Genomic DNA, 21,617 nt, shown 5'->3' on the forward strand with positions numbered 1-21,617 from the left:
TCTCCGGTCCCTCAGCTCGCCGGGTAGCGGTCGATGGGCGGCGCGGGAGTGGCCTTGCGGCCGGAGAGCCCGAGCGTGACGTCGTACGCCTTCTGCCAGTCGCCGTCTCTCTCGCGTGCTTCGAGCGCGTCGTCAATGGCGAACCTGAGTGCGGTGTCGCCGCGCGGGACGCCGATGCCGTAGGGCTCCTTCGAGAAGGGGGTGCCGACGACCTTCATCTCGTCGGGGACCTTGGCGGCGTACCCCATCAGGATCGTGTCGTCGGTGGTGACGGCGTCGACCTGGAAGGTGAGCAGGTTGTCGACGCAGACCGAGTAGGTGTCGTAGGCGACCAGGTCGGCCCGCGGGTACTTCTCCTGCATGCGCTGGAACGGGGTGGATCCCGCGGCGGAACAAACGCGCTTGCCGTCCAGGTCCTGCGGCCCGTTGATGTCCTTCTCGTCGGTGCGTACGAGCAGGGACTGCCCGGCCATGTAGTAGGGGCCGGCGAATCCGACGAGCTTCTTGCGCTTGTCGTTGATGGTGTAGGTGCCGACGTAGTAGTCGATCTGTCCGTTCTGCAGGGCGGTCTCGCGGTTCGCGGAGGCGATCGTGCGGAACTGGACGGAGCCGGGGGTGAAGCCGAGCGAGGCCGAGACCATTTTGGCGATCTCGATGTCGAAGCCGGAGTAGCGCCCGCTCGCCGGGTCCTTCTCGCCCATGTAGGGCTGGTCCTCCTTGGCACCGACGACCAGCCGGCCGCGCCGTTTGGCCTTCTGCCAGGTGGGGGAAGCGGGCAGGGCGAAGCCTGCGGCGACCTTGTAGTCCGGGAGCTGATCGGGGCTGGGGCCCTTGACCGGCGGGCTGCCCTCCTTGCCGCAGGCGACGGCGAGGACGGCCAGCGCGAGGGCGGCCAGGGTGGTCTTCGTACGCAGCATGGTCCGCCCCCTCAGTGCTTGAGGATCTTGGAGAGGAAGTCCTTGGCGCGGTCGCTCTCCGGTCGGATGAAGAAGTCCTCGGGGGTGCGGTCCTCGACGATGCGGCCGTCCGCCATGAAGACGACGCGGTTGGCGGCGGACCGGGCGAAGCCCATCTCGTGGGTGACCACGACCATCGTCATGCCCTCGGCGGCGAGTTGCTGCATGACCTCCAGGACCTCGTTGATCATCTCCGGGTCGAGGGCCGAGGTCGGCTCGTCGAAGAGGAGGACCTTGGGGTCCATGGCGAGCGCGCGGGCGATGGCCACGCGCTGCTGCTGTCCGCCGGACATCTGCGCGGGGAACTTGTCGGCGTGCCCGGTGAGTCCGACCCGCTCCAGGAGTTCCCGCGAGCGCCGGTCGGCGTCCTCCTTCTTCCGGCCGCGGACCTTGGTCTGCGCGAGCGAGACGTTCGCCAGTACGGTCTTGTGCGCGAAGAGGTTGAAGGACTGGAACACCATCCCGACCTCGGCGCGCAGCCGGGCGAGCGCCTTGCCCTCTTCGGGAAGGGGCTTTCCGTCGATGCGGATGCTGCCCGACTCGATCGTCTCCAGTCGGTTCATCGTCCGGCAGAGCGTTGACTTGCCCGAGCCGGACGGGCCGATGACCACCACCACCTCCCCGCGGCCGACAGTGAGGTCGATGTCCTGGAGGACGTGCAACTTTCCGTAGTGCTTGTTGACGCCCACCAGCTCGATCAACGGATCGACGGCCATACGCTGCCCTACCCACTCTCAGCTGTGTCGAGGTCAGCGCAAACTATCCAGCCGGGAAAGGGACTTCACGCTCGACACGCGCAAGAGGGGCAAGCCAGGCATTAGCCGTATTTACGCGGTTGACGCGCGGGGTTGACGCGCACCGGTACCCGGGGGCCCGCGGTCGGCGCGCGCAGCTCCGGGAGTGGCCCGCGCAGGCTCTGCGGTCGGCGCGTGCAGGCCCCGCGGCGAGGACTAGACCTCGGCGGCTTCCGCGTACACCTGGCAGAGTTCCGGGGCTCCGCTCGCCGCCCAGTCCAGGCCGGCCCCGACCACGTCGATGTCACGGCCGGAGGCCAGCACCACGGCGGGCGTTCCGCTGGGCCACAGGTGCCAGTGCGCGCCGGGGACGGTGCGCACGATGACGGTGCCCAGGTAGAGGCCCGCGTCGTTGCCCAGCCAGGGCATCTCTTCCGGGTCGTCGCGCCAGCGCGGCGGGAGCTGGTCCAGGGCCGCCAACGAGGCGGGGCTGTCGTCCAGTTCGAGTCCCTGCTGGGCCGCTCGGACACGGAGCAGCTCGCACTCGGCGAGGAGCGCGGCGATGCCCGCCTGATCGGCGTCGCGGGACATGTCCACCGCCGCGCCGTGTGGGCCGAGGCGCTTGCGCCAGGTGTCCAAGAAATTCATACCGCTCAGGTTCGCACCCACATGGGCCTGCACACCACAGGCGCGCGGGGGTTGACCGGCCCCCCGGGGCCCCGCGCGGAGTCCCGGAAGGCGCCCGTGGCCTCACAGATCGAGGTCGACCACCACCGGGGCGTGGTCGGACGCACCCTTGCCCTTGCGCTCCTCGCGGTCGACGTAGGAGTCGCTGACGGCCTCGGTGAACGGCTTGTTGCCGTAGACCAGGTCGATGCGCATGCCCTTGTTCTTCGGGAAGCCGAGCTCGCGGTAGTCCCAGAAGGTGAAGGGGTGGTCGTACTTGAGGGCGCGGGGGAACACGTCGCTCAGGCCGGTCTCGCGCAGTGCCGCCAGCGCGGCGCGCTCCTGCGGCGTGACGTGGGTGGCGCCCTCGAAGAGTGCCGGGTCCCAGACGTCCGTGTCGGTCGGGGCGACGTTGAAATCACCCAGAACGGCGAACGGCCGTGCTCCCGCCGCGTCTTCGGCGACCGCGGCCTTCAGCGCATCGAACCAGGCGAGCTTGTACGTGTAGTGGTCGTGGGCCACCTCGCGGCCGTTCGGCACGTACACCGACCACAGCCGGAGCGGGCCGCAGGTGGCGGAGACGGCACGCGGCTCCTGCACCCCGCCGTACACCGGGCCGCCCGGCAGGCCCTGGACCACGTCCTCCAGGCCGATCCGGGAGATCAGCGCCACGCCGTTCCACCGGCCGTCGGCGACGACCGCGGATTCGTAGCCGAGTTCGCGCAGGGGGGCGGCGGGGAACTGCTCGGCCGTCGACTTGGTCTCCTGGACGCACAGGACGTCCGTGCCGGTGCTCTCCAGCCAGGCCAGCAGCCGGGGCAGACGGGCGGTGATCGAATTGACGTTCCAGGTGGCGATGCGCATGTGTTCAACCTACTCGTCGGGTCTGACAGTCGGGGTGTCCTCGGCGTACGACCAGCTCAGAGCCGTGCGGTGTCGCCCGGGGCGAGGTGGCGGTGGGTGGTGCCGCCGAGGTTGCCGAGGTGCTGGCCGTACACCGGCAGCGCCAGGTCGGTGAGCAGGGCGTCGTGGATGTCGTAGGCGCGCACCGGCTTGACCTCACGGACGTAGTCGATCACCTCGGACACCTTGCTCCAGGGGGCCATCACCGGCACGAGGAGGGTCTCGACGGGGTGGTCGGGGACGGTGAGCGCGTCACCGGGGTGGAAGACGCTCCCGTCGAGAAGGAAGCCGACGTTGGTGATGCGCGGCAGGTCCGGGTGGATGACGGCGTGCAGTTCGCCGTGCACCTGTACGTCGAAGCCGGCCGCGCTGAAGGTGTCGCCGTGCCCGACGGTGTGCACCCGGCCGGGGAACGCGGCGGAGATCTTCTCGGCGACGCTGCGCAGCGTCCAGATCTCGGTGGCCGGGCCGGCCTCCAGGGCGGCGCGCAGGTGCTGTTCGCTGAAGTGGTCGGGGTGCTCGTGCGTGATCAGGATCGCGTCGGCGCCGAGCGCGGCGTCGGCCTCGCTGAAGGAGCCCGGGTCCAGGACGAGGGTGCGCCCTTCCTTCTCCAGGCGGACGCAGGCGTGCGACTTCTTGGTCAGCGCGATGCTGCTCGGGTCGTTGCTGCTCATGGTGTCCATCCTGCTACGGCTGGGGGGTGGTCTCCTGTCGGATCACTTCCTGGGCGGTCGCAAAGGCGGCGTGCGCGGCCGGGACGCCGCAGTACACGGCGTTCTGGAGCAGCACCTCGCGGATCTCGGCGGGGGTGAGCCCGTTGCGCAGGGCGGCCCGCAGATGGGTGGCGAGGGATTCCTGGTGCCCCTGGGCGACGAGGGCGGTGAGCGCGATGACGCTGCGGGTGCGCCGGTCGAGGCCGTCCCTGGTCCAGATCTCGCCCCAGGTATAGCGGGTGAGGAGCTCCTGGAAGTCCCCGGTCAGCTCGTCGGCGCCGCTCAGCGCCTCGTCGACGTACCCCTCGCCGAGGACTTCGCGGCGGACCTTGAGGCCTGCGTCGTACGGGTCGGGGCGGCCGGGCGGCAGGTGCGCGGGCGCGGCCTCCGGCTGGGGCGCCGCATCCACCGGAGCCACTGCCTCCGGCACGGGAGCGGGGGCCGGAACGGGGGTCGGCAGTGGCGGGACGGGCGCGAGGAGAGTGGTGCTGGAGTCCTGCCAGGCGGAGGTGAAGTGGCGTACCAGGAGGTCGGTGACGGCGGCGGGCTGCTCGACGGGGGCCAGGTGGGAGGCGCCGGGGACCAGCGCGAGGCGGGCGTCGGGGATGCCGGCGACCAGGGTGCGGGCCTCGGCGGGCCCGGTGACCTGGTCCTCCGCGCCGACCACGACGAGGGTCTCGGCGGCGATCCTGCCCAGTTCGGGCCGTACGTCGAAGGCGGCGAGCGCTTCACAGGCGGCGATGTAGCAGCCGGGGTCGGTGGTGCGGACCATCTGGACGGCCCACTCGACGATGGCGGGCTGGGCGGCGGCGAAGCCGTGGGTGAACCAGCGGCCGGGCGCCGCGGCGGCCATCGGTTCCGTCCCGTTGGTCCGCACGATCACCCCGCGCTGGCGGAACTCGTCGGCCGTGCCGAACCGGGGCGAGGACGCCACCAGCGCCAGGGCGGCCACCCGGTGGGGGTGGCGCAGCGCCAGCTCGGTGCCTATCGCGCCGCCGATGGAGCAGCCCGCGTACCCGAACCGCTGGACGCCCAGCTCGTCGAGAACCCCGAGCAGCCGCGCGGTCAGCTCCCCGACCGACGAGGCGGGCTCCGCGGGGGCACCGCCGTGCCCCGGCAGATCGAACCGGAACACCCGCCAGGTGCGGGACAGCTCCGGTACCTGCCGGTCCCACATGTGCCATGTGGTACCGAGGGAGGGGCCCAGGACGAGCACCGGAGCGTCTTCTGGCCCGTCAAAGCGGTATTGCAGGGTCTCTGCGGTCGTCTGAGTCACCCGCTCAGGCTGCCATCTCTCACAGCTGCCCCTATAACGAGGGTGGGGATTGGGCGGCACTGACCAGGTGGAACACCTGGCCGTGCAGTTGCGCGACCGGCATCGGGGCGCCCCCCCATCCGGCCCTTTTCCGTTAGCGTGCCACCCCTGGCCTCGGTCGACACAGCTCGGCATAGACTCCGTGATCATCTGTCCATCTAGTCAGACCGTGGCCAGGGTCGCAGTCACCATTCTCCCGCCGGCCACGTCCAAAGGGCACTGGCCCGCAGCTGAAATCCAGCCGCCGTGGCCTCACCCTGGGCATGTGGGCCTCGGGGCGAAGGTACAGAAGCTGCTGCGTCGCGATCGTGACGGCCCCATCGTGCTGTTCCCCCGGCGGGGGTTACGGCTGTGCGGGCTGGAGCAGGTGGAAGACCTCTCGGGCGACGTAACGCTTGAGGCAACGGATGATTTCGCGTCGGGTCTTGCCCTCCTTGAGGCGGCGCTGGTAGTACTCCTGGGTGCGGGGGTCCCAGCGCAGCCGGGTGAACACGATTCGGTGCAGGGCGGCATTGGCCTGCCGGTCGCCCCCGCGGTTGAGCCGGCGGCACTGCCGGGCGCCCGAGGAACGCTCAACGGGGCTGGCGCCGCACAGCGCGGCGAAGGACGCCTCGCTGCCCAGCCGCGCCGGGTTGTCCCCGACCGTGATCAGCAGAGTGACGGCCGTGTCCGGGCCGACGCCCACCACCTTGAGCAGCTGCGGGGCGTGACGCTCCACGAGGCGGGCCAGACGCTGGTCCAGGTGGTGGATCTCCACGGTGAGCTGCGCGATACGCCGGGCCAGCAGGGACAGCGTCAACCGAGTAGCCTGCAAGACCGTCTCCTCACCGGCCTTGTCGTCGCCGTCGAGTCGTGCGCAGGTTCGCAAGAGCGCAGCATTGCTCAGTCCCGCCAGGGCTTCGCGGAGGTGCGGGTCGGCGGTGACCAGGACGGCCTTGAGCTGGTTGATCGACTGGGTGCGGGACTTGAGCGCCGACGTCTTGGCGAGTTTGTACATCCGGGCGATCTCCACCGGCCCGTCCCCCGACTTGGCCCGGGCCCGCGCCTGCCCGCTCAGTACCGCCCGGGCCGCGTTTTCCGCATCCAGCGGATCCGACTTGCCCCGCATACGGCGATCGGTGCGGTCGGGCCGATTCACGTCGAAAACGTCCACGCCCCGGCCCAGGAGGTAGCGGGACAGGGCCGCGCCGAAGGAACCGGTGCCCTCCACCCCGGCCCTGCGCACCACACCCAGCCCCCGGGCCCACGTCAGCAGAGCACGGTATCCGACCGCAGTCGCCGGGAACCCCTCAGTACCGATCACCACCCCCACCAGGGACAGCACCACAGCCACATGGGCATCCCTGTGCGTGTCCACCCCCAGCACCACCTCCCTGGTGGGCCAGCGTCGGCGGGCACGCAGAGCGGAGGACTCCTCAGGCACACTCGTTCACCTCCCGGCCACGACACCACGTCACGTTGCCGGTACCGGCCCGCGCGGGCGGTCAGAGCTGTGACAACGCCGGAATGACCAGCAGGCCCCTATCGAGACACGCCCACCCGGCCCGGTACCAGCAACGCACCGTCCCCGACCACGGCCGGCAAAGCTAGAACCGGACACCCTGATCAGAAATCTCATGAGCCAGACCCCGACCCGGGACAGCACCCCACAATCCTCCCGCCCGCCCCGGTGCGCCGTACCAAATTCCGTGGAAGATCTTGAGCTGCGCGGACAAGCTGGCGAGCAGCTCCCCTAAACGCTGACCCGCAAACTCGCCGGCGGTGAACCGCGCGGCTGCCACCAGCCGAAGGCTCTCGAGGAACTCCCGCCGCTCGTCCGTCAGACCGCCACCCTGCGCATACCTCATGACAACGGCGTACCGCGAGGATGAAGACCTGTCAGCAGCTACGACACCACGAGTTAAAGGCCAGTAACCCATCCCTCCGGCGGCTTGGAGGGAGTGCCCGCGGTGCCAGCAGGGCGCCGCGGGCACAGGGCACGAGGCCGCCGCCCCGCAGCGGCGGCCTCCGCCAGGACACCCGACGTGCGGCTACTTCTTCTCTTCGCTCGGTGCGTTCCTGTGGCACAACACGGAAGAAGAGGAAGCTTCACGCGCGGTTCACCACTTCGGTGAACAGGGAGGCGCGATCGGTGCGGGCGGCGATTGCCGCGCCGATCTGGCAGGCGACGAAGGTGACGGTTGTGGCTTCTAGGTATGCCTGTGAAGAGCGGTGCCGCTGCCCGTGGGACCTCGAAGGTGCCAGCCTGCCTATCGAGGGTGAGGAGGAATCCGCCCGTGGCCAAGATCGCGGAGGGGGTCCCGAGGAAAACCCAGGCACGGAAGAGGAGGGCCCGGTCGATGACTCCGGCCGTACGGGAGCGGAGCGGGCGGGTCACGAGGCCGGGTTCGGCGGGTTCGCGTCCGAGGGCGAGCGCGGGCACGGTCTCGGTGCCGAGATCGATGGCCAGGGTCTATAGGACGTCGAGCGGAAGCGGAGTGCTGCCTCTGGAGAGCGCGAAGAAGAGGAAGGGGACGACTTCAGGGACGGCGTGGGCGAAGATGTAGCGCACGAACTTGCGGACGTTGTCGAAGACACGTCGTCCCGCGTAGACAGCGGAGACGATGGTGGCGAAGTTGTCGTTGGTGAGGACCATCGTGGCTGCTTCGCGGGCCACGTCCGTTCCCCGATTTGCCCATGGCGACGCAGCCGAAGCAATGTCCGCCGAGCGTCCGTCGGTGCCCACGCTCACCACCAACGCGTCGATCCACGGCAAAGAGCAGCGCTCGCCTTCCGGTTCCGTCCAGTTTCTGACTGGACCGAGTGAACGGACGTCTGAGCAGGGATGTATCCGCTAGCCTCAAGCCATGGATGCTTGGGGGCGTAAGTTCGGGCGATTCTTCACGCTCACTGAATCGCTGACGACTCGTCAGGCCAAGCTGGTCATGGCCACCATTCCCCGCCCTGATGCGGAGAACCTCAAGCGCGGTCGGAACGACATCGCCCACCTTCGCTACGAGGGAGCCTGGGAAGGACGGCACCCTCTCGCGTCGGTAAGCGCACGGGAGCGGGCTGAACTGGTTCGATCAGTAGTCGTCTTGCTTCCCGAGTACTACGCAGCTCGGTTCCAGCACTACGTCGAGGATCTCTTGGTTCTCGGTGATCGGAATCCTGCTGCCAGTTGCATGCTGGCGAGTGCGGTGCTCGAAGTGTCTTGGCAACTGTGGTGGGCTGCTTCAGAGATCGAAAAGCTCGAAGCTGATCAGAGGGCACGAAGCCAGCGCCACCCTCGTCGGATGCAGATGTTGACCGAGGCTGAAATTCCCTTGTGGGTGCTGAAGGTTGTGCAGGGCATGCCTCTCCCGGAACTGCAGACCGTGACGCCAAAGGAGCTTCTGGTTCGGGCCGGGCGCGACGACCTAGGAGATCTCTCGCACCTTATGAGATCTCCCTTAGCCAAGCGGAGTCAGCTCTTCGCCTCTTGCGTGCGCTCGCGATTCTTGGTGCCGCGCCTTCCTATTTGACCGAACTACTGGTGCTCTGGGAAGCCATCGCCAACAAGTCCGATGACGGGAACGAATCCTCGGTCCGGGAGGTTCCAGTCCCTGTTCGTCCGTGCTGTCCACCAGGTGAGTTGGTTCTGGCCGGGCCTTGCGTGCCCCGAGCACCAGCAAGCGCGTCCCCTCCTCGTCCCAGGACCTTGGGCCGGAAGCGACTGCGGCAATGCGGAGAGCGCGGAGGGCGCTTGACCGCGTAGTGGTGTGCCGGTCCTACATGACAAGAGGACCGATGATGGATGCGAATGCTTGGGCCACATGGATCTCTGCGGGTGCAGGCGTAGGCTGCCTGGCGCTTCAAGGAATTTCCTTCGCTATCGATCGGCGGAGGCACCTTGGTGGGCCCGTAAGCGCCGAGGCCACCGAGCGGGATTCATTGACCGCGCCGGATGAGCGAATCACCTCGGGATCTCATGACCCCGAGGGCTTCCGAAGTGAAGGAGAGAGTCGGCTCTAACCGAGCTTGTGTGCCTCGGAGCGGGGTCAGCGTATCCGCTGGCCCCGTTCTTCCAGTTAGGTGTGGCTCATATGCAATGAAGAGCTGGCCACCTGGTCGTCATCGTGGCTGATCGGGAGAACTTCGTTCCTTCCGGGGCGACTGGCCGGACGCCGGGTCAACCCGCCCGTCATTGACGACAGTACCGCCCAATCTCCACTCGTATAATCGCGATGCCGCAAATCGCTCGACATGGATTTTCAGTAAGTCAACGCCCCACCGCAGAAATCATCGCTTTCGGCCAAGGTGCGGTAGGTGACTCCTTCCCATCCGTTACGCCGGTCCATTAACCGAGTATCGGCTTCATCATGGAGATAGGCTGTTACCGCCTTGCTGCCTCCGGCCTCCAGCATTGCGGTCAAGAGCCGCTTAATCCCGTGGAGGGTGCGGTTGGCTTGAGTGGCGTATAGCCGTGCCAGATCGAATAACTCGAAGTGGTGCTTCACTCGAGCGGCCAGGCATCGCTCCCACGATGATGGTGGGGCAACGTAGAACTCCAACCATGTCGGGGTGCCATGAACGATGCGCGCCTGAAGCCAAGAGTCGTTATCTATGCGGTCAACGTAGGGGTGGAGGGAGCTGGTTTCGGAACTTGAGGGGGCCACCTCGCCCTTGCGGTGATTGCAGTCGCCGCAGGCCGGTATGAGATTGAGGGGGTCGACACAGAGAGCAGGAAATGCTCTCTTGGGCAGGTAGTGGTCAAGGGTTCGGCCCGTGCCCCACCCGCACAGCGGGCATGGGTCTGCCGCACGATCGGGTGACACCTTGGCCTGCCCCCCTGTCCCGGGTTCCAGTTCTGGTGGCTGACTGGCAGTCCTTCACGGAAGGCTGGCAGTCATGCCTCGTCCCTATCCTCCGGAGTTCCGGGCGCGTGCTATCGCGCTGGTCCGCGCCGGCAAGCAGGCCAAGCAGACGGCGGTCGAACTCGCTATCCATCCCGTTACGTTGTCGAAGTGGTTGCGGCAGGACGGCGTCGACAACGGGCGGCGAGCGGGAACGCCGTCGAGTGCGTCTGCTGAGTTGCGGGCCGCTCGCCGGCGGATCCGTGAGCTGGAAACCGAGCTGGGAATCGTCCGCCAGGCGGCGAAGTTCCTGGGCGAGGACAAGCCCCGCCCAAAAGGCTCTACCCGGTGATCGACCGACTCGTCGATGCCGGGGCACCGGTCGACCGGTGCTGCCGGATTCTTGGTGTCGCCCGGCAGAACTACTACAAGCACAAGCGCACGCCCAGGACTCCCCGGCAGCTTCGGCGGGACTGGCTGACCAGCCTGATCCGGGAGGTCCACGTCGCTTCCCGGGGCACCTACGGCTACCGCCGCATCCACGCCGAACTCACCCTGGGCATGGGCATCCAGGTCTGCTCCAGGACTGTGTCGGTACTCATGACGCAAGCCGGGATCCACGGCCTGCCCGGCCCGGTGCGTGTGAAGCAGCTGCGTGGCATCGTCACCTCCGACGACCTGGTCAACCGCAAGTTCGTTCTGGCAGCGGTGGGAGTACGAAGCCCGCATCAGTCCCCGCGGGGTCCGTCCGCACGATCAGTGCTTGCCGTCGGAGGCAGATGCGAAGAAAGCGCCGGCGCACGGTGTACGGGATCTCCGGGCGAGGCCAGAGACCAAAGTCGGCCGTCCATCTCCACGACAGCCTTGCCAGCCCCAGGCACAGCCGGTGCGACCCTTGCGCTGATGAACTCTCCTTCCCTGGGGACGGGGAGACCGAGCTGACGGGCAATGCGCCGATGTGAGTCGTAGTCGCCCAAGATGATGATTCCTTCGTCCCGAAGTGCTGAGCGGGATCCGCCGTTTCCACGAACGCGCTTCATGTAGTCCCGCTGCTGCACCACGGTGCGTACGGTGTTGCGTGCGATCCGGCGCCGTTGGACGCGCCGGAACAACTCGTTGAGCCGGGCCTGGCCCGAGCCACTGGCGAAGACCGCTTCCCGGTCGGCCTCGGAGATGTGCAGGAGGATGTTCTCCGCGAGCTGGGCATCGCGCCAGAGCCAGACGATCTTGTTGCGATGCTCGGCCTTGAGCGTCGTCCTTAGGTCTCTGTTGCCCCCTCGGTTGAGCAACTCCCGGTTGACCCGCAGCAACCCGACGCTCCACCGGCTCAGGTAGTCGTCCGCCCAGACCAGAAGGCAGAGGTGCCCCAGCGTGCCGGGAGGGAGCATCCAACCGCCGAATTGAAAGCTGAACCGGCAGTCGACATCGACATCGGCGATGCGAAAGTCCATAGCCTGGCCGTCCTCAAAGCGAAATTCTCGCTGGATCGCGGTGTGCACCAGACCCCCGATGTGCGTCCGCTCCGTCTTGGTGATGTGCTTCAAGTCGTAACGGCCCGTCACCTCGCCGTCCAATACCTCGTCGAGGGCATCCCGCAGAACACGACCCATGCGGGCACCATCCGGGTCTGCATCCCGCAGTGCTCGGTAGGCCGCGAGGAGCTCCTCGTCGTCCACACCCCTACCCGCCAGCCTGTCCAGCACCGCAGTCGTGCTGGCTGGCCGATGCTCAGGGTTGATCGCCAGAAGGTCCCTTACCAGTGATTCGAGATCGGGAGGGAAGCCGAAGGGCAGCTCCGGTCGACGCCGAGGGCCGTGGTCAGTATCTGCTTCTTGTGGGGCGAGCGTGGGTGGTAGGGGAGCTGCGCCGGTGGCCATGGCGTAGAGCAGACAGCCCAGTGAGTACAGGTCACTTCGGCTGTCCACAGTGACGTTCTCGAAGATCTCCTCGTACGACCGGTAGAGGGGCAGAAATGGGGAGGGGCTGCGGGTTGGTCGTATCGCATGCAGGTCGATGCGTGGCACGCGGCGGACGCATTGACCGGGATCGGTCACAAGTACCCGACCGTCTTGGCTCAACACCAGGGCTGAGGAACTGAGGTCCAGGTGAAGCAAGTCGTTGCTATGGAACTCGGCGAGCACTTGCGCGATCTGCCGGCCGACGTCTCTGATTGTGTCGAAGGACAGAGTGCCGGGCGCGCGTTTGAGCAGTTGCTCCAGGTCCTCGCCGTTGACGGCATCCGTCACGAGGTACGGACGTCTGTCGTGCACCCCATAGCCGGTGACCCGTACGAGTCCTTGAATGTCGAGTGCGGCCAGTCGCTCCGCATCCGCGATGAAGTTTTCCTCTCCTGACGCTGTGCCCTTCCTCGGTGCGTTGAACAGCTTGAGAGTGACGTCCCGGCCCTGTTGCTCATCCGTCGCCTGCCAGGTGGTCGACGTCATTCCAACGTGCCGTTTCTGGGTCAGCAGGTAGCGTCCCTCGACCAAGGTTCCCGACTCCTCGGCGGGAGTTCTCGGGCCACGGGGCAGCTTCGTTACGGTCTCCTCGGCATCTGGTGCCAACGGATTGCCGACCGAGCGATCTCCCTCCGCGAGGTCCTTGCCCGAGGCCCTGACAGGGGGCGCTCCTGTCGATGCTCGGTCGGCTGTGTGGCCTTCGTACCCAGCGGCGAACGCCTTCCCCAGCGCAGCGGCCGTCGGTCTGCGGCTGGGGTCCTTCTCCAAACAACGCCGAAGAGTGCTCATGAGCACCGGTGCTATCCCTGGGTTGGGCCCAGGGCCATGTTCCGAGCTGTTGGCCTTTGGGTCGCTCCACTGTCCCGAGAGGTAGGCCAGCAGCAGCGCTCCAACGGCGTACATGTCGCTCTGCGGCGTGAGGGACCCGTCGTCGGCCGCGTCCAGGTAGGTGTCGCTGAGCGGCAGCACGTGGCGATGGGCGCTGTCGGCTCCATCGACCGTCGCCGTTGCCCAGCCGACCAGCCGGACGTCGCGGTCCGTCACAAGAACGGCCCGGGGGGCGATTGAGCCGTGCACCAGTCCACGTGAGTGGGCGAGGGCAACTGCTTGTGTCAGGCCCAGCCCAATCCTCAAGAAGAGCTCCTCCGGGACCCCTCCCCCGTATTCGTCGAGGACGGCGCGCAAGTTTGGTGCGGGCGGTGAGGACGGGGAATCTGCTCGGCGGTAGATACAGCTCGCCGCAACCCACGGCAGCTCCCCTGTGGTACTCGCTGCAACGCCGAGGAGTGCAGGGACGTGCATGCCCTGCATGCGCGTCAGGCATTCCGCTTCCGTCCGGACGAGGTCCCGCGCGGCTTCCGGGTCGCTGGCATGCAGCGTGACTGGAGCCCGGACCGTGGCAACCGTGCCGTCCTCGTCCTCGGCCAGGTACATCGTCAGATGGGGCCAACCGTGGGCACTGCGTGCACGGAGCCGGAACCGTCCGAGCTGTACAGGGTCCTCTGGCAGAAGCTCCACCCAGCCGATCGGCAGGGGCTCACCAGGCGGCTCGACGTACGCCTCATCGCTCGCGGCAGCCGCGGGCACGGGGGGACCGGCGGAGTTCTCAGTCTCGCCCTCGGGGCTTCCGCTAGGTGGTTCCGGCGTGACTGCCACCGGCTCGGCATTGGCGGACGGGATACCGAGCCGCGTCAGCGTCTGTTCCCGGAGCCAGCCGAAGGCCCGCCCGGAGTCTTCGATGACGGCCGTGCCTGCTGGGTGCCCGACCCACGCTGGGAAGACTGGGGCCCGGCCGACAGCGGCCTCAACTCGCCGCGTCACAGCCTCGGCGGTCCGCACCAGTTCCCTTGGGGAGACTGCGCTGAGAAGTACACGCCGAGCCTCGTCCGTGAAGTCGAAGCGACGGTGGTGCGGCAGACGGTCCACCGCGCCGGCGTCGAGTTCATGCATCAAGCCCCCGAGAAACACCTCCATGACATGGCCGAGGTCGGTCGGTGGGCCGAGGGCGGCCTGCACCAGACGCATCACGGGCGGCGTGACGGGGGCAACTGCCGCCATGTGGGCCGCGAGCCGATACGCATCGGCGGACGCGGCCTCCCTGAAACGGAGTACTGCTTTCGCAGGGTCGCCGCCCAGGGCGTCGGCGACGGCAGAGCTGGAGCGGGCCCGGCCGGCGTCCCAGAGCGGAAGGAGCGATGTGCCGCCGGGTGAAGCGACGAGCCCTGCCCAGTCGGCGACGGCCGCAGAGGTCGGCGCGAGGACGGGGATGGGTATGGAGTCGAAGCGTACGAGGTCTGGCGGCAGGTCCGGGTCGTTGACGTGCCAGGAGCGGGTGGGGCCGCCCCGGCGATGGGTGGTGACCTGCCAGCGCCTCGCACTGATGCCGGTGCTCGCCCAGAGCCGGGAGGGCAGTGCCTGGATGATCGCGGTGGGACCGCAACGTCCCCAGTGGTCCATCACCTGGCGCATAGCGCCGTCTAGCCATGCTTCGCCGACGCCGTCGCTGATGACCAGAACGAGGGTGTTGCCGGTCGGTTCGCAGAGAGCCTTCGGGGTCAAGCGCCGACCGCGGTGGCGGTAGGGGCTGGTTCGCAGGAACGGAGTGCCGCTGCGCGTATCGAGTCCGTACACCTTCACGTCTCGGAAGGCTCCGGCACGTTCCATCAGCGTCCGGACATCCGCGGCGAGGCGCTGCCAGAGCACCATGGAGACGCCGTCGTCAACCACGAGGGCAAGGGACAGCCAGCGGGTGCGCACCGCTCTGGTGACAGTCTCGGGCACTCCTGTGTCGGCGATGGCGGCGACGGTGCGTGTGACGTCGAGTTCGTGCTGCCCCCGGTCGGGGAAACGCTGCCGCAGTGGCCGGAGGGATTTGCCGAGCCGGAGTTGCCCGGCCCCGAGGGTACTGGTGTCCGGGGCGCGGACTGCGATCGCCGGCGACAGCTCCACGGACGCCTGCGCGCCTTGGGAGAGGCTGGGCTGCGCCGAGGCCAGGAGGGGGTGCGGGGCGAGCTTCTTCGTGGATGCCGCAGTCGTCGGCTCTTGTGCGGTCTCATCAGCCTTCGACGCTGTCGCCCCATCGCGGCGGGGCTCGCCGTAGTGCTCCGAGGCCGCGGTGGCCGCGCCGAGAAAGCGCGCCAAGGCGCCGGAGTCTTGAGGCAGTTTCCCGGCGAGCCATATGGCGTCGAGGAGTTCCTCGTGGGCGAGCTCGATCCCGCTCTCGGCCAGAACCTTCGTTACGCGCGAGATCACGGGGTCACACGGCTCCGCCGAGACGGTGCAAGACGGCTTGGAGGAGGGAGGCCGCGTCGAGATTCACGCCACCCTTGCGAAGGAAGACGGCGTTGAGTAGCTGATCGGTGGCCAGTTCGCCCTCGGCACGCCGTTCAAGGAACTCCCGCAGCAGGTCGTCCATGTCATCCAATGCGTCGGGGCCGAGATGCGCGGCGACGATCTCCCGAAGCCTCGACTCGTTGGGCTCGGGGAGATCGAGACGAACGCAACGACGCAGAAAGGCGGGCGGGAATTCGCGTTCGCCGTTGCTGGTGATGATGACGACCGGGAACTCACCACAACGGACGCGGCCTCGCGTAATCGGAGCAGTCTCATCCAGGTCGTCCGTCAGAACGTGTACGGGCGCGTGGCTCGTGGGCAGCCGGGTGAGTTCGGAGATGGCGAACTCACCCTCCTCGAAAATAGTCAGCAGGTCGTTGGGGAGGTCAACGTCACCCTTGTCCAGCTCGTCTATGAGCAGCACGCGAGGGCGCTTCCGAGGCACAAGTGCATTACCCAGAGGGCCGAGCCGGATGTACTGGCCGATGTCCGGATCCGTGCCGTCCGCGTCGCGCCGCACAGATGTCTCACGCAGCCGGCCAACGGCGTCATAGTGGTAAAGAGCGTCCTGAAGAGTTGAGCGACTGTTCACTGGCCACTGCAGGACGCGGCCGAGCGCGAGTTCATGGGCGATGGCGTGGGCCAGCGATGACTTACCCGTACCAGGCTGCCCGGTCACCAGCAAGGGCCGACGCAGATGAAGCGCCGCGTTCACCACCTGCACCTCGTCAAAGCCGATGAGGTAGGGCCGCGGATACGGAACCCTGTCACCGGTAACGGTCTCCGGCCGGTCGAACCGGCGCCACGGCGGAGCGGCGGGGAACGGCACCTCCCGGCGCTCGCCGTCCCCGCGAAACAGCCACCAGTCGTCGCCTGCACCGTCGGACGATGAACGCTGAGAGCTTGAACCGGCCAGGGGCTCTGAGGTGGTCATGACGCGTACGATCCTCTCCAAGGGTCACTCAGTCGAAGCGGCTCAGACCGCGGGAGACGGCCTTCCGGTTCCCACACAAGGGATGGCCGTGCCTGCCGCTCAACCGGGTCAGCCGCCGAGTCGCTGCGGAAGGCTCGGACCCGCTCGGGAAGTCCCTCCAGGTCGCCGGACGGGGCTAGGATGTCCAGTCTCCCCGCGTCCTCAAAGCCGTAAGCTACACGGTCCCAAAGCACGACCGGCACGCCCAGGACAAGACATGTCAGCACCCAGGATCGGCGCTCGTCGGCGGGGCCATGGAGGACGACCCGCGCGGTGTCACGATGCTTGGTCTTCAGCAGATTCACGAGCTGCCTGGAGTCCCCAGATGTCCGGCTGGTGACCAGCACCGAAGCGCGTCCGTTCTTCCACCGGCGTTCCTGGTCGCCTTCGCGTTCTGGCCTGTGATCACTAAGTTCCGGGCAGCTCAGAGAAACACGGTAGTCCGCTCCGATCGGCCACGGCGGAAGGATGTCAAGCGCTCCAGGCCGCTCCCATTCGTCAACGGCCAAGTCGAGGCCTGCCCGGTCGACCACTACAGTCACCCAAGGCACATGGTCACCTTGTCCCTGCTCCTGGGTGGCGGCGAAAACCGCCTCGCTCAGACTGTTCGCCGCTTCCCGCGGGGTCTTCGGCTCCGATTCCGCCTCCTTGAGCAAGCGGTGCGAACCGTCATCGCGGACAAGCAGAATGCGGACGCGGTACCGTTCCTCTCCCGCGATGGGGTCGTGTGCCAGTTCCATCACGATCCGTGTCACCGGCGACGCTGCGCGCCGCGCCCACCGGGCTGCGTCCGCACGCCGCTCGCCCAGGGCCCCGGCCTGGATACCAAGCCGCCGGGCAGTCTTGTCCGACCACGCGCGCAAGTCGTCGCCCAACCCGTCGCCTACGGCCGCCGCCACGTACTCGACGAGCCGCAGCAGCGCCGGCACCGGCGGGGCTCCCTCTGGGCCGCTCGCACCGTCGGACAGATCCTCCAAGCGCTCAACCACGCCGCAAACGTCCTCTTCGCCGAGCTGCGGACGGGCGAGCGCCTCAGGAAGAACAACGTATGGCAGCGCCTCACCGGCTGTTCGGGGAAGCACTGTTGGCTGCTTCTCGCAGACCCTGCTCAGCAGACCGACCAGCGCGCCGTACTCGTTCACGGAAAGCAGCGCTCCACAGTCGCCTGCCCTAGCCCACAAGAACAGACGAGTCAGAGCAGCGCGGGTCTCCCCCTTCGCGCCGCCCGCCAGGGCTTCGCCGAGCGACGCGAGCGCTCGTGGATGCGCCATGAGGAACGCCACGAGGTCAGCACTCGTGGGCTCATAGCCCACAGCTTCGTAGCCTAGTTCGAGCGCCAAGGCCCGAGCGTGATCGACGCGGACGTCGGGGCGCGAGAACAACGGCGCGAGCAATGTCTCCAGTTCGCGCTCGACGGGCGTGCGCTCGGCGGCGGACCCGGCCCTGGGCAGAGGCGCACCGACCGCGCTTAGCTCGAACGACCGACCGGTTTGCTCCTCGACGTGGGACGCGAAGTCGCCGTCCCCAGCGAAGGACGACACCGGCAGGGCAATCAGCCGGCGGGCTCCGTACGCGTGGTCCTCCTCGGTCACTACGCCGACGAGGTGGCCTCCGCAGAAGATCGCCGCCCCCGAGGCTCCGCCCCAGGCGTTCCCGCCGTCCGTTCGAGGAGTGGGGGCCGGCCCCTGGTCAAGGACGTAACGGTCCCTGCCTCCGGAGAGAACTGGCAGGACACCGCGCAGGTGCTCCGGTGCTCGGGTCTCCCCTTTGGCAGCCCAGGGATAACCAAGGCCCTCGTATGACACAGGCGCGGTGCCTGAAGGGCAGCCCCAGCGGACGGCGCCGGGCAGATCGATCTCACGGTTTGCCTGCAGCAGCGCGACGTCGAGTCCATCCGGGTGGGTCCAGAGCAACTCCGCGTCCACGCGCGTCGTCTCGCCGTCGAGGTGGTGCCCTACGCGGACGGTGATGACCGGCCAAAGTGTTCCCGTCTCTCGGTCCTCCACCACATGTCGCGCGGTCAGCACGAGCCGCGGCGCGATCAGATAGCCGGAGCCGACAGTCAGGCGCCCGTCACCTGTGCCCCCGCTGCGGATCAGCGCCAGTCTGCGGCGATCCACGTCACTCCTCGTCCAGCGTCCCGAGCTCGTCATCGCCGATCTCGGGACGCGTGCCTCCGAGAGCCCGGTCCTTGACCGTCAGCTTCAGCACCAACTTATGAGTACGGACCGTAACTTGCTCACCCCCAGCCCCGACGCCAACCACTCCGAATGAAACCTTGCCCTCCCCCTTAGCGGACTTACGCAGTTCGAGCTGCAGCTCCAGCTCCGCCTCTTCAACACCGAAGGCGAATTGCTGGTTGGCGCCGAGCCGCTGGGCCTCATACAGCTCCTGCCGCAGCTCTTCGATGGCTGCAGCCAGACCGATAGTCGACACCTTCGCCCGCCCCCCGTTCAAGACAGAAAATACTAGATCGCCAGTACGGTACAACGCTCGCAGACGGCGAAACGCCTCACAGCCAGCTCATTCCCCGAGCACATCCGCGCCAGCTGGAGTGGGACGGCGAGCGTCAAGGCCGCTGCCCAGGCGTTCGGCCTGTCGAGATCGAAGAGCTACGACCTCGTTCGACGCGGAAAGCCCCCGGTCCACCCCCGCGTCACCGCAGCCCGGGTGGGGATGGGCGGATCGCGTCAGCCTTCTCGGGCGCGGGACGCGCGTCGGCAAGGTGTGTCAGTGCGGCTCAGATCCGGTGGTCGACATCGACGTCGTCGGCGATGTGAGTGAAGTGTTCTGCAAAGGTGGGGTATTGGCGAAGCATCGAGGCGACTGAGCTGGCACTGTCACCCTGCAAGGTGCGTAGCCATGCCGCGATGTCCTTCTGAGGTCCCCACTGATCCCAGTGACCGTCCCATTCGAATGTCCCGTCACAGCACTCCTCGAGAAGGTCGAGTGCGCCGCTGTCTGCCGCCTGCTGTGCAATGCGAATCAGCCACATGATCGTGGCATCGACTTCCCCCGCTCCGGAGACCGGTGCGTGCCCAGGAGCGCGGCCATCGCGCGGACGATGTCGATAGCACGCTGGGCATCGGCCAGCAGCACCGGCAGGAGCGGCCGCAGGGGCAGCTTTACCAGCAGATCGCAGTAGAGCGGCGCGTCATCGGTATGTCTCGCGGCCAACGCGATCAACTCGTGTGCAGCGGTGGCAGAGCCTGATTCCATCTCCTGCTGAAGGGCCTGCGCCTTCACGAAGGGGGACTGCGGTGGGGCCTGTGTCTCCTGGATGACCAGCTGGCGAAGTGCCCGGACAGTGGGAGGCCGGCGAGCGGGATCGGTCTGCGTGGCCTGCCGCACGATGCTCCTCCACGGCCCTGCCTGGGGCAGGAGCAGCACGTTGATCGCGGGCATCGTTCCGGTCACGGCCAAGCCAATCAGTTGACCAATGCTGTACACGTCGGCGGCGTCCGTGGCGCCGTGTGCGTCAACGGAAAGTTCTGGAGCGGCAAAGCCGTCCGAGCCGAAAGGTACGCCGACGCGGGTGCGTTGCGGGTCCGTAGTCTGTCCACGCGGACGCCGGGCGATGCCCCAGTCTGCGAGGACCCACCGGCCGTCGTGCATGAGCACGTTGGCGGGCTTTATGTCCCGGTGGAGCCGGCCAGCCTGGTGGGTGGCGGACAACACCGAGCACAGGGCGTCGACGAGTTTCCTCAGCTCTGACGGTTCGGCGAGCTGGTCTCTGCGTTGCTCTGCCGTGAAGGGGGCATAGGGCATGACGAACCAAGTGTGGCCCGGGTCCGCGTCCAAGATCGGCATGGCATGCGGGTGCCCGTCGAGCCAGCGGCCCAGGGTGATCTCGCGTTTCATGCGGGCGCGCTTGCGTTCGGGCGGGTTCCGGTCGCGGAGCTTCTTGAGCACCACCATGGCGCCCGTCGGTTTGTGTATCGCGCGAAAGACGTCTGCTTGACCGCCGTCGGCGAACGGCAGCCGTTCGCAGGAATAGTCCTTCCGATCTCCGCGGGCCAGACGTCGCACCCGCGCCGCGTCATCGGCCGCTGCCGAGGAGGTCGTGGTGGTCGGCGCAGAACTGTGCCAGGAGCCGGGTATCGGATCCGGGTCCTTGCGCGCGGCAGCGTCTCCGTCCGACTCGCCGGATGCCATCCTCTCTGCCAAGCGCCCGGCTCGATAGACCGGGTACCCGCTGATCACAGTCGCCGGTTCCAGAACGTAACCGTCCGGAGCCAGCACCCATTGAGCACGGTCACGAGACGTGCAACCTCCTCCTCGTCCGTGCGTACAGCGGGGTGAAGGGTCTCACTGAGAAATCGAAGCAACGTCTCGTCCAGGCCGCGCCCCAGCCCAAACCGGTCGTCGCTGAAGATCCAGTCGTTGTCCCAGTCGTCGTTGGCGTAGCGGTGTTTGGCGATGTCTTCTCGTGCCGTCACGAGTCGGGAGTCGTGGCTCGGCAAGGCATCGAGGTCATACAGGCGCTCGGGGAACGATAGGTCGCCCAGCCCTCCCGTCCAATCGGTCGTGCCAAGGGCCTCGGCGATGCGACGCCGCGTCACCTCGGTGCGCGCCACACTTCGGTTGTCCGTGCGCGACGCGCTCTGGGTAGGGACTGCTGGTGTCCAGGTGCCCGGAATTTCGGTAATGCGGCCGCGTCCATCGATCTCCAGGCCGTCTCGTCGTAGTCGCTCCATCAGATCGTCCAGCCAGGGCCCACTCCACCCCTCCCGCCGTCCGGGCCGAATCAGGTCCTCGAACACACGCAACGCCCTGGTCACGTGGCCGCGGTCGGTCCAGTCAACGGCTGCGGCGTAGGACTCGAAGGTGGTGCGGCGGATGCTTGAGTCCGTATACAGAAGTTCGTCGTCGGGGATGGGTGCGAAGTTGTGGCTCTGCCACGCCTCGCCAATCGTCCGGACTGCCAGATTCGTCGCCAGCGAGCGGAACTTCATCCGAGTGCCGGGACCGACCAGTTCTCTTTGACGCGGCGGCATGAACACAAAGATACGACTCCGACCTCTCCCCTAACGTGCTCGCCGGACTCTCCAGCCTCGGGCCAGCTTAGAAACGCTCCGCCTGTCGGCTCTCCCATCGAGTGCAGCAGGTTACGGGGCGAGCCGGCGGTTGGGTCCGTTCACGAGTTCCTCGCGGCTGGTGGCGATCAGCCGATAGATGGCGTCCACTCGACTCCACCGCGTGCCCTGGCGGTCTGCTCATCGGGCAGGTACGTCTCGTTACCGCCGACCAGG

At 67.5% G+C, this 21,617-nt stretch carries 17 protein-coding genes and 1 pseudogene; 2 read left to right on the forward strand and 16 right to left on the reverse strand.

Translation table 11 applies throughout. From position 1 onward, the window contains the following. Positions 1–11: 11 nt before the first annotated feature. The 9 genes from ACFWVV_RS18195 to ACFWVV_RS18235 all read right to left on the reverse strand — a co-directional run bounded on the left by ACFWVV_RS18195 (position 12) and on the right by ACFWVV_RS18235 (position 7,943). Positions 12–917, reverse strand: coding sequence for a glutamate ABC transporter substrate-binding protein (locus ACFWVV_RS18195; RefSeq protein ID WP_384351837.1), 906 nt, complete (start codon positions 915–917; stop codon positions 12–14). A gap of 11 nt (positions 918–928) precedes the next feature. After that, entirely contained in the window at positions 929–1,672 is a 744-nt protein-coding gene (locus ACFWVV_RS18200) for an amino acid ABC transporter ATP-binding protein (protein ID WP_384351840.1), read from the reverse strand. 234 nt (positions 1,673–1,906) lie between these two features. After that, positions 1,907–2,338 (reverse strand): DUF6278 family protein, encoded by a 432-nt coding sequence (locus ACFWVV_RS18205; protein ID WP_384351843.1) that lies wholly within the window; start codon positions 2,336–2,338, stop codon positions 1,907–1,909. A 102-nt stretch (positions 2,339–2,440) separates the two neighbouring features. Continuing rightward, positions 2,441–3,220 carry an exodeoxyribonuclease III gene (locus ACFWVV_RS18210; protein ID WP_384351846.1) on the reverse strand — a complete coding sequence of 260 codons (780 nt, stop codon included), beginning with the start codon at positions 3,218–3,220 and terminating at the stop codon, positions 2,441–2,443. Positions 3,221–3,276: 56 nt separating this feature from the next. Then, complete coding sequence (locus ACFWVV_RS18215) at positions 3,277–3,909, reverse strand: MBL fold metallo-hydrolase (RefSeq protein ID WP_384351911.1); 633 nt, start codon at positions 3,907–3,909, stop codon at positions 3,277–3,279. A gap of 37 nt (positions 3,910–3,946) precedes the next feature. Beyond that, the gene (locus ACFWVV_RS18220) at positions 3,947–5,248 is read right to left on the reverse strand and encodes an alpha/beta fold hydrolase (RefSeq protein ID WP_384351848.1); all 1,302 of its coding nucleotides are present in this window, start codon (positions 5,246–5,248) and stop codon (positions 3,947–3,949) included. 382 nt (positions 5,249–5,630) lie between these two features. After that, a complete protein-coding gene (locus ACFWVV_RS18225) occupies positions 5,631–6,710 on the reverse strand; it encodes an IS110 family transposase (RefSeq protein WP_384351851.1) in 1,080 nt (359 codons plus the stop codon). A gap of 477 nt (positions 6,711–7,187) precedes the next feature. Further along, positions 7,188–7,709 carry a cation-translocating P-type ATPase C-terminal domain-containing protein gene (locus ACFWVV_RS18230; RefSeq protein WP_384351853.1) on the reverse strand — a complete coding sequence of 174 codons (522 nt, stop codon included), beginning with the start codon at positions 7,707–7,709 and terminating at the stop codon, positions 7,188–7,190. Between the two features lie 30 nt (positions 7,710–7,739). Further along, complete coding sequence (locus ACFWVV_RS18235; RefSeq protein ID WP_384351856.1) at positions 7,740–7,943, reverse strand: hypothetical protein; 204 nt, start codon at positions 7,941–7,943, stop codon at positions 7,740–7,742. 190 nt (positions 7,944–8,133) lie between these two features. On the opposite strand from ACFWVV_RS18235, the gene ACFWVV_RS18240 reads away from it, so the two are divergent. Beyond that, positions 8,134–8,790: a hypothetical protein gene (locus ACFWVV_RS18240; RefSeq protein WP_384351859.1), complete on the forward strand. Its 657-nt coding sequence runs from the start codon at positions 8,134–8,136 to the stop codon at positions 8,788–8,790. A 1,366-nt stretch (positions 8,791–10,156) separates the two neighbouring features. Next, a pseudogene (locus ACFWVV_RS18245) lies at positions 10,157–10,797 on the forward strand (IS3 family transposase); the annotation flags it as partial. A gap of 32 nt (positions 10,798–10,829) precedes the next feature. Here ACFWVV_RS18245 and ACFWVV_RS18250 read toward each other — a convergent pair. The 7 genes from ACFWVV_RS18250 to ACFWVV_RS18280 form a co-directional block, all read right to left on the reverse strand. Next, positions 10,830–15,311, reverse strand: a complete 4,482-nt coding sequence (locus ACFWVV_RS18250; RefSeq protein ID WP_384351862.1) for a NaeI family type II restriction endonuclease — start codon at positions 15,309–15,311, stop codon at positions 10,830–10,832. A gap of 4 nt (positions 15,312–15,315) precedes the next feature. Continuing rightward, the gene (locus ACFWVV_RS18255) at positions 15,316–16,326 is read right to left on the reverse strand and encodes an AAA family ATPase (RefSeq protein WP_384351865.1); all 1,011 of its coding nucleotides are present in this window, start codon (positions 16,324–16,326) and stop codon (positions 15,316–15,318) included. Beyond that, entirely contained in the window at positions 16,323–18,485 is a 2,163-nt protein-coding gene (locus ACFWVV_RS18260; protein ID WP_384351868.1) for a trypsin-like peptidase domain-containing protein, read from the reverse strand. The genes ACFWVV_RS18255 and ACFWVV_RS18260 overlap by 4 nt, the downstream gene beginning before the upstream one ends. A 1-nt stretch (position 18,486) precedes the next feature. Then, positions 18,487–18,801, reverse strand: coding sequence for a trypco2 family protein (locus tag ACFWVV_RS18265; protein ID WP_384351870.1), 315 nt, complete (start codon positions 18,799–18,801; stop codon positions 18,487–18,489). A gap of 304 nt (positions 18,802–19,105) precedes the next feature. Continuing rightward, complete coding sequence (locus tag ACFWVV_RS18270; protein WP_384351873.1) at positions 19,106–19,360, reverse strand: hypothetical protein; 255 nt, start codon at positions 19,358–19,360, stop codon at positions 19,106–19,108. After that, on the reverse strand, positions 19,351–20,520 hold the full coding sequence (locus tag ACFWVV_RS18275; protein WP_384351876.1) for a protein kinase: 1,170 nt from the start codon (positions 20,518–20,520) through the stop codon (positions 19,351–19,353). Before ACFWVV_RS18275 ends, ACFWVV_RS18270 begins: the two co-directional genes overlap by 10 nt. Before the next feature lie 44 nt (positions 20,521–20,564). Continuing rightward, positions 20,565–21,362 carry a hypothetical protein gene (locus ACFWVV_RS18280; protein WP_384351879.1) on the reverse strand — a complete coding sequence of 266 codons (798 nt, stop codon included), beginning with the start codon at positions 21,360–21,362 and terminating at the stop codon, positions 20,565–20,567. Positions 21,363–21,617: the final 255 nt, after the last annotated feature.

It is taken from the genome of Streptomyces sp. NPDC058663, assembly GCF_042716745.1.
Lineage (GTDB): Bacteria > Actinomycetota > Actinomycetes > Streptomycetales > Streptomycetaceae > Streptomyces.

Coding starts and splice junctions, on each gene's coding strand:
- ACFWVV_RS18195 (WP_384351837.1), bottom strand. CDS start 917: ATGCTGCGTACGAAGACCACCCTGGCCGCCCTCGCGCTGGCCGTCCTC.
- ACFWVV_RS18200 (WP_384351840.1), bottom strand. CDS start 1,672: ATGGCCGTCGATCCGTTGATCGAGCTGGTGGGCGTCAACAAGCACTAC.
- ACFWVV_RS18205 (WP_384351843.1), bottom strand. CDS start 2,338: ATGAATTTCTTGGACACCTGGCGCAAGCGCCTCGGCCCACACGGCGCG.
- ACFWVV_RS18210 (WP_384351846.1), bottom strand. CDS start 3,220: ATGCGCATCGCCACCTGGAACGTCAATTCGATCACCGCCCGTCTGCCC.
- ACFWVV_RS18240 (WP_384351859.1), top strand. CDS start 8,134: ATGGATGCTTGGGGGCGTAAGTTCGGGCGATTCTTCACGCTCACTGAA.
- ACFWVV_RS18255 (WP_384351865.1), bottom strand. CDS start 16,326: ATGACCACCTCAGAGCCCCTGGCCGGTTCAAGCTCTCAGCGTTCATCG.
- ACFWVV_RS18270 (WP_384351873.1), bottom strand. CDS start 19,360: ATGTGGCTGATTCGCATTGCACAGCAGGCGGCAGACAGCGGCGCACTC.
- ACFWVV_RS18275 (WP_384351876.1), bottom strand. CDS start 20,520: ATGGCATCCGGCGAGTCGGACGGAGACGCTGCCGCGCGCAAGGACCCG.
- ACFWVV_RS18280 (WP_384351879.1), bottom strand. CDS start 21,362: ATGCCGCCGCGTCAAAGAGAACTGGTCGGTCCCGGCACTCGGATGAAG.